This window comes from Methylobacter sp. (genome assembly GCF_023227905.1).
GTDB lineage: Bacteria > Pseudomonadota > Gammaproteobacteria > Methylococcales > Methylomonadaceae > Methylobacter_A.
Genome location: NZ_JALOCF010000007.1, coordinates 88,848 through 106,590 on the forward strand (window position 1 = coordinate 88,848; position 17,743 = coordinate 106,590).

Sequence of the window (17,743 nt, forward strand, 5' to 3'; positions counted from 1 at the left end):
GCTTGCCAAACCTTAAAAATGGCCTATAATACACAAATCAATCGCGGGGTGGAGCAGCTTGGTAGCTCGTCGGGCTCATAACCCGAAGGTCGTAGGTTCAAATCCTGCCCCCGCTACCACATAGAACTGCATGGATGCAGGCGTTTGAGTGACTTAGGGATTGGTTGCTGAGAAACCCCATTTTGGGGTTTTTTGTTTTCTGGGCTTTGATTATTTGAAAGCTCACAGTTGATTGTTAATGGAAGAGCCGTCGGCTCTTTTTTTTTGTGCGAAAGTAAGTGAGGAAAAAATGAAACAGGCTCCTGAGCACTTGGTTAATTTAATTGAGCCAATTGTTGAAGGTTTAGGTTATGAATGCGTAGGCATTGAATATAATCCTCATCCTAAACATGGCCTGTTAAGAATCTATATTGATAGCGATAACGGGATTCTGGTTGAAGACTGCTCTAAGGTCAGTCATCAAATCAGCGGTGTTTTGGATGTTGAAGACCCAATTCAAGGCAACTATCAGTTAGAGATTTCTTCACCGGGCGAAGACAGGCCTTTTTTTAAAGTGAGTCAGTTCGAACGGTATATTGGCAGTACGGCGTTGGTTAATTTATTTAAAGCAATAGATGGCCGTAGAAAAATTACGGGCGTTATTGAAAAAGTTGAGGACGATATTATTACGCTAAAGGAAGGCGAACAGGTTTTTGAGGTTCCATTTGTCGCGATGAGCAAAGCGCGTTTGGTTCCTGAGTATTTAATTGAAAAAGGGGGGCGCAGTGGCAAATAAAGAAATTTTGTTGGTAGTGGATGTTTTTTCTAATGAAAAAGATATCGAAAAAGAGATCGTTTTCCAAGCCATAGAATCAGCATTAGAAGCAGCTACAATCAAGCGTCACGCGAACCAAATTAAAGCCCGTGTCAGCATTAACAGAAAAACCGGCGACTATGTTACATACAGAGTTTGGGAAGTGGTTGATGCCAACAGTCAAATTGATGGCGATGTGGAGTTTCCTGAAACGCAAGTATTGCTGGAAGTAGCAAGGCTTGATAATCCGGATGTCCAGGTCGGCGATTTGGTGGAAGAGGAAATAGAATCTGTCGACTTCGGGCGCATTGCAGCGCAGACTGCCAAGCAGGTTATTATTCACAAAGTCAGGGAAGCAGAACGCAAGAAAATTGTCGATGCCTATAAAGGACGTGTGGGCGAACTGATCACCGGTATCGTTAAGCGCATTGAAAAAGGCAGTGTCTATCTGGATTTGGGTGGACATGTAGAGGCTTATATTGCCAAAGAAGACATGATTCCTCGTGAAGCCATTCGCATTGGCGATAGAATCCGGGGTTATTTAAAGGATGTGCGCTCAGAGCCTCGCGGCCCTCAATTATTTGTCAGCAGAACTGCACCTGAATTGTTGATTGCATTGTTTCGTCTTGAAGTGCCTGAAGTGGGCGAAGGTTTGATCGAAGTGATGGGCGCGGCGCGCGATCCCGGTTCCAGAGCCAAGATTGCCGTTAAAGGTAATGATCCGAGGTTGGATCCGGTCGGCGCTTGCGTAGGCATGAGAGGATCGAGGGTGCAGTCGGTTTCAAACGAACTGGCCGGAGAGCGGGTCGATATTATTCTTTGGAATCCAAGCGATGCCCAATTCGTAATTAATGCCATGTCACCGGCAGAAATTCAATCCATCGTTGTCGATGAAGATAAACATAGTATGGATCTGGCGGTAAGTTCAGACAATTTATCTCAAGCTATAGGTCGTGGCGGACAAAATGTACGTCTTGCAACACAGTTAACTGGTTGGGAGTTGAACGTCATTGATGCATCCAAAGCGGAACAAAACAGTGAGGCCGAGGCTGACAAGATAAAGCAGTTGTTTATTGAGCAGTTGGATGTCGATGAAGAGATTGCATTGATTCTGGTTGAAGAAGGTTTTAATACGGTTGAAGAGATTGCCTACGTTCCGGTCAGCGAAATGCTGGAAATTGAGGGCTTTGATGAAGAGCTTGTTACGGCACTTAGAAGCCGCGCTAAAGACGCCTTGCTGATCAGCGCAATTGCAGCTGAAGAAAAAATAGAAACAGCCGAACCTGCGCAGGATTTATTGGAAATGGAAGGCATGGACAGGGAATTGGCTTATGATATGGCAAGCCAAGGTATAATTACGATGGATGATTTGGCAGAGCAATCGGTAGATGATTTGCTGAAATTTTCAGGAATGAATGAAGATCGGGCGGCAAAATTGATTATGAAGGCGCGTGAGCCTTGGTTTGCTGAGGAACAGGCGAGTAGGTAAGGGGTATGAGATGAATAATAAAACGGTAAGGCAATTAGCAGAGGTGGTAAAAATTCCTCTGGAACGATTATTAGAGCAGCTGAAAGAAGCAGGATTATCTGCGAGTGCCCCTGATGATGTTATTAACGAAGACGAAAAAATGCAGCTTCTTGCGCATTTGCGTAAACGCCACGGTAAAAATGAAGGTGCGTCCGAAGTTTCGCTGAAACGAGTGACTTTAAAGCGAAGAACGGTAAGCGAGCTTAAGCAGGCGAGCATACCAGGAAGTACTACCAAGACGATTCCTGTTGAGGTCCGCAAACAGAAGACTTATATAAAGCGTAGCGAGGTAGCCGATTCCGCTGAGCAAAAGAGTTTGGAGCAAGCTAAACAAGCTCTACAGGAACCGGTTAGGCAACAAGTTGAAAACCTTGCCCCAGTTGAAGAACTGTTAAAGACTGAGGAAGTTGTTCTGGAACAACAGAAAGAGGACGTTATTGTAGAACCTGAAGCTAAACCTGTTGAAGGAGTGGTTGAGGCCGCTGTCACTATTGAGCCTGAATCTGAAGTTGAAGGAAGAGTTGAGACTTTACCTGCTGAGGATGTGTTGGAAGTTGGTCATAAAGAAGCGGCTTTAGATAGAGAAGCGGAAGAAGCCAAGAAAAAACAACGGGAAAAAGAGCTTCGTCTGGAAGAGTCCATCAAAAGAAATGCTGACAAAGTAAGGCAGCAGGCATCAGCCAAACAAGAAATTCTTCATAGAAAAAGACAAGAAGAAGGTTCCCATGCTGGAGCAGGCGGCAGAGACAGTAAAAAAGCCAAGAAAAAAGGCAAGAAGAACGAACGCGTCAGTGCGAAGCCGGAAGGCAAGCATCAATTTGAAATGCCGGTTGAGCCTATCGTTAAAGAGGTTGCCATTCCGGAAATGATTATGGTGTCCGATCTTGCGCAAAAGATGAGCGTTAAGGCGGCTATCGTAATCAAGCATCTGATGAAACTCGGCATTATGGCGACTATTAATCAAAGCATAGATCAGGAAACGGCGGCCATTTTGGTTGAAGAAATGGGTCACAAAGCGATTATGCAGAGTGATGACGATCTTGAGCAGGAAATGCTGGCTGAGGCGCAAGAAGACGATAACCGCGTTGAATTGCCGAGAGCGCCGATTGTTACCATCATGGGTCATGTCGATCACGGTAAAACATCGCTGTTGGATTATATTCGCAAAACCCGTGTCGCTGCCGGTGAGGCAGGCGGTATTACTCAGCACATCGGCGCTTATCAGGTAAAAACCGATCATGGTTCAGTAACCTTTTTAGATACTCCGGGTCACGCCGCGTTTACCGCCATGCGCGCCAGAGGCGCGGACGTTACCGATGTGGTGATTGTAGTGGTTGCAGCCGATGACGGCGTTATGCCGCAAACCAAGGAAGCGGTCGAGCATGCCAGGGCGGCCAATGTGCCAATTATCGTAGCAATTAACAAGATCGATAAGCCTGATGCGAATCCTGATAAAGTGATGCAGGAACTGTCTAATATTAACGTGCTAGCCGAAGAGTGGGGCGGCGATGTGCAGTTCCTGAAAATTTCTGCAAAAACCGGCGAAGGTATCGATGATTTAATTGAAGCATTGATTGTACAGACTGAAATTCTTGAATTGAAAGCACCTGTTGAAGGTGCGGCATCCGGTATTGTTATTGAGTCGAGGCTGGATAAAGGCCGCGGTGTCGTGGCAACGGTACTGATTCAAAAAGGCACCCTGGAAAGCGGGCAAATGGTTTTATGCGGTCATGAATACGGTCGTGTTCGAGCCATGTTTAACGAAAACGGATTGCCTATTAAAGAAGCCGGACCTTGTGCGCCTGTTGAGATTCTTGGGCTTTCGGGTACGCCGAATGCCGGTGATGAATTTTTGGTTGTGCAAAACGAGCGTATTGCCAAAGACTTGGCTAAGCATCGTGAAGACCGCAAAAAACTGTCTCGCCACGCCGTACAACAAGCCTCTAAACTGGACGAAGTATTCTCCAGAATGACTACCGGCGAAATTGCCAGCGTCAATTTAGTGCTTAAGACGGATGTTCAGGGCAGTCTGGAAGCGTTACGCAGCTCCTTGGTCGGGTTGTCGAATGACGAAGTCGAAGTTAAAGTCGTTTTTGGCGGCGTCGGCGGTATTAACGAAGGCGATGCGAACTTGGCATTGGCGTCCGGCGCGATCTTGATGGGCTTTAATGTTCGGGCTGATGCAGCCGCACGAAGATTGATTGAAGAAAAAGGCATCGACCTGCATTACTACAGCATCATTTATGAAGCGATTGATGAGGTTAAAAAAGCCATCAGTGGTATGTTGGCTCCTGAAATTAAAGAGCAAATTGTCGGTCTTGCCGAAGTGCGCGATGTATTCAGGTCGCCGAAATTCGGCGCGGTTGCCGGCTGTATGGTCGTTGACGGTTATGTTAAGAGAAACTTGCCTATCCGAGTCCTGCGAAATAACGTGGTGATTTATGAAGGACAGTTGGAATCTTTACGTCGATTTAAAGATGATATAGCTGAGGTCAAGATGGGTATGGAGTGCGGTATCGGTGTAAAGAATTACAACGATGTACAGCCAGGCGATCAGATCGAAGTGTTTGAACGCATAGAAGTTAAACGAGAACTGTAAATTTTATGGCAAAAGAGTTTGGTCGCAACGCGCGTGTTTCATCTGAGATGCAGAAAGAACTTTCGTTCATTCTGCAACGCGATATTGATGACTCCAGGCTGGGTTTTATTACTATTAATGAAGTTGTAGTCACTAAAGACCTTGCCGTTGCAAAAGTGTATGTCACGGTATTGAATGTTGATGAGCAGGGCAAAAAAGCCAATATTAAATTGCTTAACGAATTGGCGCCTGTGATTCGTCATCAATTGGCCAAGAGAATGCGCTTAAGGCACATTTCCGATTTGCGTTTTTACTATGATGATTCGTTTGATACCGGCATGCGGGTATCAGAACTGTTAAGCGGTTTGGATAAGCGCGACAAAGACGAAGGCTAGTTCAGATGAGCAAACGCAAGTCCGGGTGCAATATTCACGGCATATTGCTGCTAGATAAGCGCCTTGGGGTTTCTTCAAACAAAGCCTTGCAGGAAGTCAGGCGTTTGTTTAATGCCAATAAAGCGGGACATACCGGCAGTCTTGATCCTCTCGCCACCGGTTTGTTGCCGCTTTGTTTTGGCGAAGCGACCAAAGTGTCGGCCTTAATGCTCGATGACAATAAGCGCTATCAAGTTGTTGTTCAACTCGGGGTAATGACCGACACCGGAGATCGGGAGGGTACGGTAATAGAAACCAAGCCGGTGCCCGAACTGTCTATTGATGATATACAGGCCTGCCTGGAAAAGTTTACCGGCGAAATCGATCAAGTTCCCCCCATGTATTCGGCTTTAAAACATAACGGGAAAAAGCTTTATGAGCTGGCACGGGAAGGCAAAACCGTTGACCGTAAAGCCAGGCGTATTAACATATTTGAATTGAAACTGCTGACCGATCCCCGAACTCTAGCTTCGGAACCGGATCTATTAACGCTGGACGTATTTTGTTCAAAAGGCACTTATATTCGTTCTCTGGCCGAAGACATCGGGCACGCTTTGGGCTGCGGCGGAACGGTAAAAGAACTGCGCCGATTGGAGGCGGGGCAATTCAGCATTGAAAACGCCAAAACCATCGAACAGTTGACAGATATGGATCAGCAAAGCTTGCTTCAATGCCTGATTAACGTCGATAAGCCTCTTGAAGCATTGCCTGCTGTGCAGTTGTCTGATGAACAGACAATTTGCATAAAGCACGGCCAATCGCTTAATTTTTTGCCCACTGATGAGTCCATGACGAACGGAACGAGTGTAAGCCTGGAAAGGAGCCAAGGTACAGTGCGCATGTACAATAATGCGGTCTTTTTAGGCTTGGGGGAAATGCTAAGGGATGGTAAACTAGCGCCGAAAAAGTTGTTCAATTTGAGTAACGAACTGCTCTGAGTTTGTATCCTCAGGCAGAAAGAATACATCTGTTTCTACACCCTATCGTGGAAACAGTGTACTTAAGGAGTCGCCATATTGGCGGCTTTATTTTTTATTTTTAATCTAAATAGGGATTATAAATGCCATTTACAGCAGAACAAAAAAAAGCGGTCGTAGAAGAGTATCGTCAATCAGAATCCGATACAGGCTCACCTGAAGTACAGGTTGCTTTATTGACAGCACACATCACGCATTTAACACCACACTTTGCAGAACACAAAAAAGACAATCATTCACGTCGTGGATTGTTGCGCATGGTTAATCAGCGTCGTAAGTTACTGGATTATCTGAAAAATAAAGACGTAAATCGTTACCGTAATTTGATTGAACGCCTCGGATTACGTAAGTAATATGGGCAAAGAAACGGCACAGAGTCTTGTGCCGTTTCTGTTTTAACATTTCATGGATTGAACCAATTTTTAAACAACTTCTACACAAAGGAACCTTATAGTGAACCCTATCAGGAAAGAATTTCAGTACGGCGATCGACTCGTTAAATTAGAAACTGGTGAAGTAGCACGTCAAGCACACGGCGCTGTTATGATCGACGTAGATGGTACGACACTGTTGGTCACCGTCGTCGGTAAAAAACAGCCAAACGGCGGCGACTTTTTTCCGCTGACTGTTAATTATCAAGAAAAAGCTTACGCTGCCGGTAAAATTCCAGGCGGCTTTTTCAAGAGAGAAGGGCGTCCTAGTGAACAAGAGACATTAACGTCTCGTCTGATTGACCGTCCTATTCGCCCTCTTTTTCCAGAGGGCTATACTGACGAAGTTCAAATCATAGCGACAGTCGTATCGCTTAATCCTGAAGTTAATCCTGAAATTCCAGCTTTATTGGGCGCCTCCGCTGCTTTGGCCATTTCAGGTTTGCCTTTTAACGGACCAGTAGGCGCAGCCACTGTGGGTTATAAGGACGGAGAATATTTATTAAATCCATCCCCTGGTGCCTTAAAAGAATCGCAACTGGAATTGGTTGTTGCCGGAACGGAGCATGCCGTATTAATGGTTGAGTCTGAAGCTGACAATCTGTCTGAAGAAGTGATGCTGGGTGCGGTTTTATTCGGCCACCAGCAAATGCAGGTCGCCATTAGCGCCATTAACGAATTTGCAGCTGCTGCGGATAAAGGTGTTGTTGAGTGGGTAGCTCCCGAAGTTAATGCCGAACTCAAAAAACTGGTAACTGCAGAAGTTGAAGCTGGCATTAAGGCCGCTTATCAAGTCGCGGAAAAACTGGTTAGACAAGAAAAATTGAGAGAAATTAGAAATGCCGTGGTTGAGAAACTGACGGAAAATGGCGAGTATGCGGAAAAAGATATACGCGGCATTATCGAACATCTGGAATACAGCATCGTTCGTAACGCTATCCTTAACGAAGGCAAACGTATTGACGGACGCGGATTAGATAAAATCAGACCGATTACCATCAGAACCGGCGTATTGCCCAGAACCCACGGATCGGCATTGTTTACCCGTGGCGAAACTCAAGCTATAGTGGTTGCAACGCTGGGAACACAGCGTGATGCCCAAATCATTGATGCATTGGCCGGTGAATACAAAGAGCCGTTCATGTTGCATTACAACTTTCCTCCGTACAGCGTTGGCGAAACCGGTTTTGTCGGCTCACCAAAACGCCGTGAGATTGGTCATGGCCGCTTGGCGAAACGCGGCGTTGCCGCCGTACTGCCTAATATGGATGAATTCCCGTACACCATTCGCGTGGTTTCTGAAATCACTGAATCCAACGGATCAAGCTCTATGGCTTCAGTCTGCGGTAGCAGCTTGGCGTTAATGGATGCCGGTGTCCCCATTAAATCACCGGTTGCCGGTATTGCGATGGGCCTGATTAAAGAAGGCGACAATTTTGCCGTGTTGTCCGACATTATGGGCGATGAAGATCATCTGGGTGATATGGACTTTAAGGTTGCCGGTTCAGTGGACGGTATTACCGCTCTGCAAATGGACATCAAGATAGACGGCATTACCGCAGAAATCATGAAATCAGCTCTGGATCAAGCAAAATACGGTCGTTTGCATATCCTTGGAGAAATGAATAAAGCACTGGCTAACACCCGTGAAGAAATGTCCGACTTTGCACCGCGTATTATCACATTCAAGATCGACCCGGCCAAAATCCGCGAAGTTATCGGTAAAGGCGGCGCGACCATACGCAGCATTACCGAGCAGACTGGCGCCAGCGTTGATTTGACCGATGACGGTATCGTTAAAGTGGCATCCGTTGATAAAGCTGCCGGTGAAGAAGCACGCCGCCTTATCGAAGAAATTACCGCAGAAGTTGAGGTTGGTAAAGTCTACGAAGGCAAAGTAGTCAGATTAATGGACTTCGGCGCATTTGTTACCATACTTCCTGGTAAAGACGGCTTGGTTCATATTTCGCAAATTTCGGATGAACGCGTTGATAAAGTCAGCGACAGACTCAATGAAGGCGATGTGGTCAAAGTCAAAGTGCTCGAAATAGATCGCCAAGGCAGAGTCAGATTGAGTATGAAAGAAGTTGAAGTAGAGTAACCCGCGCTTTGTTTGCAGTCCTTTACAAAAGGGCTGCTTAAGGGTGAAAAAAAAGGGATTGTGATTCGTCGCAATCCCTTTTTTCGTTTAACTCACATGAAAGTTTAGGGCGACTAATAAGCGATAGGAAAGTATATTCGCATTCAGCGCTATATAGTAAGTGCGTTGTGGCATGCGATAGTATTTTCAGCAAACGCAAAAGTGATATACAAAGCCATGAAAATAACACCTTTGATCCTTTTATCCATAGTGATTGGCGGTGGCTTTCTAATTCCGGCAAGCCACAAGATTCCGGTACAGGGAGCGAGCGCCGCCGACTGGAATCCGGCATCATTCTGGTATCATCCTTGGGGGCGTTCCGGTACGCATAAGGGCATTGATATTTTCGCCAAAGAAGGAGTTCCAGTGTTGGCGGCGAGCAGCGGCGTAGTGGTCTATACTGGCTTTAATGACATGGGCGGCAATGTCATAGTGATATTGGGTGCGAAATGGCGTTTTTATTATTATGCTCATTTACAGCGGATAAACGCCCACAGCCTACAACTAGTCAGCACGGGGGATGTTATTGGTAACGTCGGAAATACCGGCAATGCACAAGGGAAACCACCGCATTTGCATTTTGTTATCCGTAGCTTGTTTCCATTGTTTTGGCAATACGACGAAAGAAAGCCGCAGCCCTGGAGTAGAATGTTTTACATTGATCCCGTTACACTGTTAACTCCACCGTAGATAGAAACTTTCCACGGGGGTAAAGGATGACCCAGAAGTTGACGCACTAACGTTGAGACGTATATTTAAAACCGAACTTCAAAGTCAGGAACCAGTCAATTGCTCCCATGGCCGAGTTAGCGTAGCCGACATTTATCGCATCGAGGCATAAGGCGATGCCAGTTAATCCACAAATAACTATTCGTAAATAAAAATGATCAGTGATAGCCAAAAAATACAAATTGCTAAAAAATTCGCAGAGTTACATCAAACACCATTCGCTGTATGGACGCCGGATGAGGAATATTCGTTAGAGGCTGACCGATATTTGGCTGTTTATGATAACCTTATTATGGGCGTTTACGGTGACTGCTACGGGCTTAACGCCGAGTATGATGAGGATGATAATTTAATACAGGAAGCTACAGAATTTGAAGTTGCGGTTGAAGGATTTGAATCAAAAGGGCAGGCTGAAGTATTCTTTTTTGAAATAACCAGGGAATCAACAGGGATAAGGAAATTTATCGAAGATCATGGTAGGCAAGGTGATTGGTAGCCTGGACAGGTTGGCGTAACAGCGATGTTCTTTATGTGATTCTGTTTAATCATCGACTTTCGTGGGTAAGAGAAGACTGAAAATTATGAACGATTAGATGTTTTTCTCGTATCGACCAAACGCCAAATCAACAGAATTAACTGGATGGTGTTTTAGATGTCTAGCTTTCCATGGGACTGATTAAATCTCTTATCGCGATCAGCCAAAACAAGTTAAATCTTCCAGCTTTGCCGGATAGATTTAATTGTAAAAGCACATTTTAAAGTATATTATCTTGAGTGTTTTTATAGGGATCTTAGAGCTTTAGCTTATGCTATTTAGTACCGCGAACTTTTACGGCTGAATCCAGATTAGAGTCGGTAAATTCTGCGAATAAGCAAGTGTTAGTGGTGTTTTTTGACGATTATAAATTAAAAAGTAAACAACTTATCAGGAGGCGTAACTAGTTGAAAGGTTGGCGGCCTTGGTGTGTTGTGGTTACGAATATAGCCAAAAGAATGCGACAGAGCATTCAAATTCTATTGAAAAAACTTTTCGTCTTTCCTAAAACCCTTAAGGGTTAATAATAAATACTAATAAATGCAAAGAGAGAATCTTTATGCCTTCGCAAACGTCGAATTGCCAAGCGCGCCATGATGAGCGCATTATCCCTTTTATTACCGATGATGGCGTAGAACTAAACCTGATCAATGTCCGAGGACGGAAAGCGCCGGAAAAAGGCCCGGTCATATTGGTGCATGGCGCTGGTGTACGCGCCTCTATATACCGGGCGCCGGTGGCGACAACCATAGTCGATGCGCTGATCGAACAGGGCTATGATGTGTGGCTGGAAAACTGGCGGGGCAGCATCGCTTTTCCGCCGAATTTATGGACGCTGGATCAGGCGGCCCTTTACGATCATCCCAAGGCTGTGAAGACCATTATTGCCGAAACCGGCGCGGACAAGGTCAAGGCCATCATCCATTGTCAGGGTTCGACCAGTTTTACGATGTCGGCCCTCGCGGGACTTGTCCCTGAAGTCACTACTATCGTCAGCAATGCCGTTTCCCTGCATCCGGTTGTACCGGGCTGGTCTTCGTTCAAGCTTCAATACCTGTTACCGCTCGTCAAACTGTTTACGCAATACCTGAACCCGCACTGGGGCGTTGAAGCGCCCGATCTGGCTGCAAAGCTGATTACCCAGATGGTCAATATGACGCATCATGAATGCCATAATGCCGTTTGCAAACAGGTCAGTTTTACCTACGGCAGCGGTTTTCCCGCCTTGTGGAGCCATGAAAATCTGAATGAAGAAACCCATGAGTGGCTGAAAGAAGAATTCGGCGCCGTGCCGCTGCGTTTTTTCGAGCAGATCACCCGCTGCACTCGGCAGGGCCATCTTGTTTCCGTGGAGGGCTTTAGCGAATTGCCCGAGGATTTTCTAAAGGTTGCGCCAAAAACCGACGCCAGGTTTGCGTTCTTTACCGGAGAGAATAACCGTTGTTTTCTGCCGGTCAGTCAGATCAATACGTACAACTATTTTTCGGGGTTGCGCCCCAATTACCATTCGCTTCATGTGCTGCCCGGCTACGGTCATCTGGATGTGTTTATGGGCAAGAATGCGGCTCGGGATACTTTTCCATTGATCATCGACGAACTCAATAAAGATTAATTAATAACAACAATAAAAACCGCGCTAAAAATCAACGGCGCTAAGGGAGATAAGATCATGTTTTGCATGCCAAAACGAATTAAACAATATGCGGGTCGCTTTTCACTGGTTGATGGCATTCCATTCAAGCTGCCCGTCGCCGCCACCAATTCACCGGCCTTGATGGCAGTATTCCCGATCAATCCGGAAAAAGCCAAGGCGTTCCTGCCCAAAGGCATCCATCCCTTCCGTTTGTGGAATACCGGGTTGCTGATAGTGACCGTTATCGATTACCGCGAGACACCCATAGGAAAATACGTCGAATACAGCATCGCCATCGCCTGTACGCATGGTGAGAAACCGGCGCCAAGATTACTGCCGGGTCTGTTCATGAATTTCTTCAAGACCGGCCAGTACGTCGTCGACTTGCCGGTATCGTCCGAAATATCGGTCAAGGGCGGCAAAGGCATTTGGGGCATGCCGAAGCACCAAGGGCATCTGGATTTCAAAATCACCGATGACAAAATCAGCAGCCAGTATGACTTGGATGGCAAACTGGTGACTTATGTTGAAATAGAGCCGCCGAAAACGACCTGCATACCGGTCAAGATGCGCGCCTCCAATTACTGTTCATTCCGCGGGATGCTGATGAAGTCGGACATTCTGCTCGATACTAAATGCGGCGTCCGCCTGTTAAAAAATGCCAAAGCCCGCTTTGTCATTGGCGATCATCCCCGCTTGCAGGCCATGAAGGAGCTGGAAATCGGCGACGCTATTGCCACGGTTTTCCTGCCTTCCATTACCGGCACGCTCGATGACCATATCGAAAGCTGGTTTCTCGATTTAGATCAGTTGCCCGAAAAAGCCCCGGAAGGCTTTGAATCCGTGATCAATCTGGGATTGAGCGAAGAATGGCTATCCCCGCCCGATGCGCCGATTCCACCGGTATAATTTTTTGGCAATAATCAATAGGCAGGAGTAATAGTTATGACGGCACAAGCCCACATTCCTCAAGGCGCGGCGGCAGATGACAGTCGATTGCCTAAAAGAGCGCTCATTCTACCGGGAGGCGGTATGCGTCTGTCATACGCAGCCGGCGCGTTAGCCGAAATTTTTGCGCATGACCTTAAATTTCAGCATATGGACGGTACTTCCGGAGGTTCGCTCAATCTGGCCATGCTACTTTCCGGCTTGAACATAGATGACATCTGCGAACGCTGGCGCACCTTGAACATGCGTAAGACGATCTCTTTCCTGCCCTTGGGCAATTATATCTGGCCGCCTAAATTTGTCGCCGCAGGTTCCGCAGCCGCTTTTCGTGAAAAAGTCTATCCGCATCTGGGCATCGACTTTGAAAAAATCCGCGCCGCAGAAGGCGTTCAGGGCACGTTTAACGTCTGTAACTTCGGCCAGAAAATGAATGAAGTCATCCTGCACCAGGATATGATAGAGGATTTTCTGGTGGCCGGCATGTCGTTGCCCGGTACGCTGCCGCCCGTCACGATCAAGGATGCGGTTTATCTGGATTCAGGATTTATCCAGGATGCCAATTTGCTGGAGGCCGTCAAGCGCGGTGCCAATGAATTATGGCTGGTCTGGGTTATGGGCAATATCCCAAATTACCGAAGCGGCCCGCTGAATGCCTATGTGCAACTGCTGGAAATGAGCGCAAACGGTGCGTTAATTAAAGAACTTCAACAAATCAAGGATATTAATGCCCGCATAGCCAATGGCGAACAACTCTATGGACATCAACAACCCATCACTCTTCATCTGATTAAGCCCGCGCACCCGCTACCACTGGACTCGGCGTTGTATACGGGAGCAATCAGCCATAACGATCTGATCGAAATGGGGCGAACCGATGCGAGAGCTTATTTTAACAGCATGAAACCGGAGGGGGTTCCGTTCGAACCTTATATACTAAAAATGACAACACAAAAAACAGGTCTTCAATTTAAAGAAACAATGAAGGGCGGTTTTTCGCTCGATGCAGTTGACCCGCGGGACGGCCAAACAAAAGGCAAGCAGGCGAATACCCAATTAGCCATGCACGCTACTGTTAGCATCGACGATATGGATGCTTTTGTTAAGGATGCCAATCATCCCGGCCACTTAACCGGCACCATCGATTTTGCGCCATTAGGTATGGGCATGGTCGCCAATACCGGTGTATTCAACCTGTTCAAGCCCACGGATGATCCGAAATTGACCTTGATGGTTTATGAGCTGGGTTTTGAGTATCAGGGCGAAGCCTATTACCTGGCCGGCAGAAAGGAAGTGCGCGATGGCTCGGTATTCAAGCTGTGGCCGGAGACCACCACCTTGTATACCCAATTGCACAAGGGCGCCGATAAATCAGGGCCAATTATCGGCGCAGGCATTCTGACATTAGGCGCGGTTGACCTGACGAAGCTGGTGTCGACTCTGACTGTTACGCATGCCGATAGCTTCCAGGAAAAAATAAAGACAATAGGCGTTTTCAGCGGCTTTTTTATGCAGGAACTTTGGGATACCTACGTCAAGCAGGCACATAAAACCAGCGCGAAAGCCTAAATTCATTCCTGAATTTTTAAAATAATTTAATAAAAACAAAAAAGTATCTGGGAGAATACGATGGATATCAAATACGATTACGAAGCAATTGTCATCGGCAGTGGTTTTGGCGGGTCAATCAGTACCTGCCGTTTAGCAAAAAAATGGCCCGCCAAAGTTATGCTATTGGAACGCGGCAAGCGCTACCCGATGGGGTCTTTCCCGCGCTCGCCGCGTGGCATGGCTAACAACTTCTGGAATCTTCTGCCGGAAAAACGCAACAGGCCGCAAAATATCGCCGACAAGGAAACGCACGGCATGTTCGATATACGCAACTTCGAACATATCGATGCCTTGGTCAGTGCAGGCTTGGGCGGCGGCTCACTGATCTATGCCAATGTCTTTCTTCAACCACCCGATGAAGTGTTTGATCAAAGCTGGCCGGAAACCAGCAAAAAAGAGGCTTTACAACCTTATTACGAGGTCAGCAAGAAAGTCCTGGGTGCCAGGCCGATTCCGCAAGGCGATGATCCGCGTAGACAAGTTATACGCACAGGCTTGTTTCAGGAATTCGCCAAGGCAGATGGCCGCGAGTCGCAATTGCTCGATATCAACGTATTTTTTGGTAATGATTTCAATAATCCGACCGAGATCGGCGTGCAGGAAAAGAACCGTTACGGCGCCTTGCAAACATCTTGTGTTTATTGTGCCGAATGCGATCTGGGCTGTAACACGCAATCGAAAAATTCGCTGGATTTGAATTATCTGCATGTAGCTGAAACGCGTTATAAAGCCGCTATTAAAACCGAAGTTCTTGGGGAAAAAATAGTGCCCCTGGATGCGCAAGGCAATGAAAATCTCGCTGCCAGCGGCGAGTTCGGTTATCGGGTTTATTGGCAGGACTTGAATGATGGCCATGCGCAGCACAGCGCAGTAACCCGCCGAGTGGTGGTTTCGGCCGGCACGCTAGGCTCAAACGAGCTGCTGATGCGCTGCCGTGATGTTTACAAAACACTGCCCAATATCAGCCAAAAGCTGGGCCAGCATTTTTCAGGCAATGGGGATTTTCTCTCTTTTGTTATCGATGGCGACAAACCCGCCGACCCCAATTACGGACCGGTCATTACCCAGGGCACTGATTATAATCTGTTCAAAAATTTCAATCGGGATCATGCCTTTATATTGGAGGATGCCAGCTACCCCAATTTTGCAGCCTGGTATACAGAAGGGCTTAAGCCCGGCTTTTCGCATTTCAACGCCTTTATCCGAACCGCTAAATTGGCCATTGCCCGCTTCATTCAGGGCATCACTAACGGGCAGATCGGCTATGCCTTCAATGAATTGCTGAAAGGCGATCTTTCCTATACCAGCAGCGTTTTGTTGTGCATGGGCATAGATAAAAGCAACGGTGTCATGGAATTGAATGATGACGGTTTTCTGCATGTGAAATGGCCTTATAAAGACAGCATGTCCCTGTATCAGACCATCCTCGATATGGGCAACCGATTCAAGGAGTGGAGCGGGGGGAAAGCATTCATTCCCCTGCCGAATTGGTTATGGCCTATGAAAAGCAATATTACTGTCCATTCCTTGGGTGGTTGCCGTTTAGCGAATGACCCCGCCGAAGGCGTCACCAGCGCGGCAGTCGATACCTTTGGCCAGGTGTTCGGTTATACCGGCTTATATGTTGCGGATGGGGCATTATTACCGACGGCGGTGGGAGCCAATCCGGTTGCGACGATCTGTGCATTGTCGGAACGCGTCGCGGAAGGCATTACCGGTATCAAGCCGGATGCGGATTTATAACCCTCGTTTTTCTCATTGATGCCGGTCGTCTGTTGATTGAGTCTTTTGCACAGATCAGCAGACGATAAACAGCACAAAAATTATGAATACCGAGGAACAAATGCCTGCACTCCAAATTGACTTAGCATTTATCCTGCGGTTTTATTTCAATTTAAAGGTAGAAGTATGAGCGATTTTCCTGCTTATGATGAGATTCATGTGATCTCGGACATCCATATGGGCGGCAATAAGCCCAATTTTCAGATATTGAAAGAGACCCAAAGACTGGCCGGTTATATAGGCTGGGTCAGCAAGCAGTGCCCGACAGGCAATGTCGCACTGGTACTGAACGGGGATGTCTTCGATACGCTGGCCGAGGAACTGCCGGGTTATATCGTTGTTGAACAGGCCGTCGCTACCGTTGACCGGATCATGAAAGATGCGTCATTTGTCGGCGTCTGGGATGCTCTTGCCGCTTTCGTGGCAACCGAGCGGCGCACGCTGATCTTTATCATCGGCAACCACGATATCGAAATGTCTTTCCCGACGGTTCAGCGCTTGATCATGTCCCAGTTGGCGGGCGATGATCTGATTAAACGCGCCCGGATTGAATTCTCGACCATCGGCGCCGGCTATACCTGCATGGTCGGTAATGCCCGCGTTTACTGCACGCACGGCAATGAAGTCGATGCCTGGAACTACAATCGTTACGAAGATCTGGCCAAGGTCGGGCGGCGCCTCAATGCCGGCCGTACGCTTGATCCCAAGGAATGGTATCCGAACGCCGGCACGCGAATGGTTAAGGAGGTTATGAACGAGGTCAAGAAAAAATATAAATGGATCGATTTGCTAAAACCCGAAACTCAGGCGGCGGTTGGCACCTTGGTCGTTCTCGACCCGTCCCAAGCCACAAAAATTACCGATCTGGTGTCTATCGTTGGCGAAAAAGTGCGTGATGGCAAGGAGGTTAACCAGCGCTTGTCTGCGGAAGGGTTTCTGCCACGTGAGCAGGTGGCTGCTTCGACTGTGACTGTCGACCAATTGCTGGGCCCCAATCTCAGCGAAGGCATCAAGGGTTACTCGCAACAGGATTCACAGAATGTTGACCAGATGCTGGAAATGGCCGAGGCCAATCTCGGCCGCCCCAATGCCCAGATCGTTGAGCCGGAGGCGCCGCTGGGTACCTGGGAATTGATTTTCGACCGGTTGACCGGCTGGCTGAGGAATGTTCCCAAGGATGAGGCATTACGCCGAGCCCTGAAAGACTGGTTGGCTGACGACAAAACCTTCGATCATACAGATCAGGACGACACCTTCAAAGATGTAACAGCGGCAGTAGGATCCTCGATTGATTTTATCATTACCGGGCACACGCATCTTGAGCGCGCTATCGACATGGGCGGCGGGCGGTTTTACTTCAATTGCGGCACTTGGATCCGGTTGCTGCGCTTCACCGATGCGATGCTGAAGGACAGGGACGCATTCAAGCCGGTTTATGATGTGCTGATCGATGGTCGCATGGAGTTGATCGACAGCGCGAAATTCGGTGGCCAGAGCTTCGTTATGAACCAGACCAGTGCCGTCTCGGTTAAGGTTGAAGATGGCGGCGTCATAGGCCGTTTAAACCATATCATCAATGACGGAACCGGCGCGCCCCAGACTATTCAGCAATTTATGAGGAAGTGAT

General features: G+C 47.4%; 14 protein-coding genes and 1 tRNA gene. All 15 read left to right on the top strand.

All coding sequences use genetic code 11. The annotated features are described in order from the left end of the window. Positions 1 to 42: 42 nt before the first annotated feature. The 15 genes from M0R47_RS04835 to M0R47_RS04905 all read left to right on the top strand — a co-directional run bounded on the left by M0R47_RS04835 (position 43) and on the right by M0R47_RS04905 (position 17,742). Positions 43 to 119 (top strand) — tRNA-Met (locus tag M0R47_RS04835). 170 nt (positions 120 to 289) lie between these two features. Continuing rightward, positions 290 to 775, top strand: coding sequence for a ribosome maturation factor RimP (rimP, locus tag M0R47_RS04840; RefSeq protein ID WP_292551141.1), 486 nt, complete (start codon positions 290 to 292; stop codon positions 773 to 775). Next, positions 765 to 2,282: a transcription termination factor NusA gene (nusA, locus tag M0R47_RS04845; RefSeq protein ID WP_292551068.1), complete on the top strand. Its 1,518-nt coding sequence runs from the start codon at positions 765 to 767 to the stop codon at positions 2,280 to 2,282. Before rimP ends, nusA begins: the two co-directional genes overlap by 11 nt. A gap of 10 nt (positions 2,283 to 2,292) precedes the next feature. Then, a complete protein-coding gene (gene infB, locus M0R47_RS04850) occupies positions 2,293 to 4,920 on the top strand; it encodes a translation initiation factor IF-2 (RefSeq protein WP_292551071.1) in 2,628 nt (875 codons plus the stop codon). A gap of 5 nt (positions 4,921 to 4,925) precedes the next feature. Beyond that, positions 4,926 to 5,294 carry a 30S ribosome-binding factor RbfA gene (gene rbfA / locus M0R47_RS04855; protein WP_292551074.1) on the top strand — a complete coding sequence of 123 codons (369 nt, stop codon included), beginning with the start codon at positions 4,926 to 4,928 and terminating at the stop codon, positions 5,292 to 5,294. A 5-nt stretch (positions 5,295 to 5,299) separates the two neighbouring features. After that, positions 5,300 to 6,271 carry a tRNA pseudouridine(55) synthase TruB gene (gene truB / locus M0R47_RS04860; protein ID WP_292551076.1) on the top strand — a complete coding sequence of 324 codons (972 nt, stop codon included), beginning with the start codon at positions 5,300 to 5,302 and terminating at the stop codon, positions 6,269 to 6,271. Between the two features lie 122 nt (positions 6,272 to 6,393). Then, on the top strand, positions 6,394 to 6,663 hold the full coding sequence (gene rpsO / locus M0R47_RS04865; protein WP_292551079.1) for a 30S ribosomal protein S15: 270 nt from the start codon (positions 6,394 to 6,396) through the stop codon (positions 6,661 to 6,663). A 100-nt stretch (positions 6,664 to 6,763) separates the two neighbouring features. Then, the gene (gene pnp, locus M0R47_RS04870) at positions 6,764 to 8,842 is read left to right on the top strand and encodes a polyribonucleotide nucleotidyltransferase (protein ID WP_366513169.1); all 2,079 of its coding nucleotides are present in this window, start codon (positions 6,764 to 6,766) and stop codon (positions 8,840 to 8,842) included. Between the two features lie 216 nt (positions 8,843 to 9,058). Continuing rightward, the gene (locus M0R47_RS04875; RefSeq protein WP_292551082.1) at positions 9,059 to 9,571 is read left to right on the top strand and encodes a M23 family metallopeptidase; all 513 of its coding nucleotides are present in this window, start codon (positions 9,059 to 9,061) and stop codon (positions 9,569 to 9,571) included. Between the two features lie 193 nt (positions 9,572 to 9,764). Then, positions 9,765 to 10,106 carry a hypothetical protein gene (locus M0R47_RS04880; protein WP_292551085.1) on the top strand — a complete coding sequence of 114 codons (342 nt, stop codon included), beginning with the start codon at positions 9,765 to 9,767 and terminating at the stop codon, positions 10,104 to 10,106. A 598-nt stretch (positions 10,107 to 10,704) separates the two neighbouring features. After that, positions 10,705 to 11,757 carry an alpha/beta fold hydrolase gene (locus M0R47_RS04885; protein WP_292551088.1) on the top strand — a complete coding sequence of 351 codons (1,053 nt, stop codon included), beginning with the start codon at positions 10,705 to 10,707 and terminating at the stop codon, positions 11,755 to 11,757. A gap of 66 nt (positions 11,758 to 11,823) precedes the next feature. After that, positions 11,824 to 12,687 (top strand): acetoacetate decarboxylase family protein, encoded by an 864-nt coding sequence (locus tag M0R47_RS04890; protein ID WP_292551090.1) that lies wholly within the window; start codon positions 11,824 to 11,826, stop codon positions 12,685 to 12,687. A gap of 36 nt (positions 12,688 to 12,723) precedes the next feature. After that, positions 12,724 to 14,292: a patatin-like phospholipase family protein gene (locus M0R47_RS04895; protein ID WP_292551093.1), complete on the top strand. Its 1,569-nt coding sequence runs from the start codon at positions 12,724 to 12,726 to the stop codon at positions 14,290 to 14,292. 60 nt (positions 14,293 to 14,352) lie between these two features. Continuing rightward, positions 14,353 to 16,077 (top strand): GMC oxidoreductase, encoded by a 1,725-nt coding sequence (locus M0R47_RS04900; protein ID WP_292551096.1) that lies wholly within the window; start codon positions 14,353 to 14,355, stop codon positions 16,075 to 16,077. Between the two features lie 165 nt (positions 16,078 to 16,242). Next, on the top strand, positions 16,243 to 17,742 hold the full coding sequence (locus M0R47_RS04905; RefSeq protein ID WP_292551099.1) for a metallophosphoesterase: 1,500 nt from the start codon (positions 16,243 to 16,245) through the stop codon (positions 17,740 to 17,742). Position 17,743: the final 1 nt, after the last annotated feature.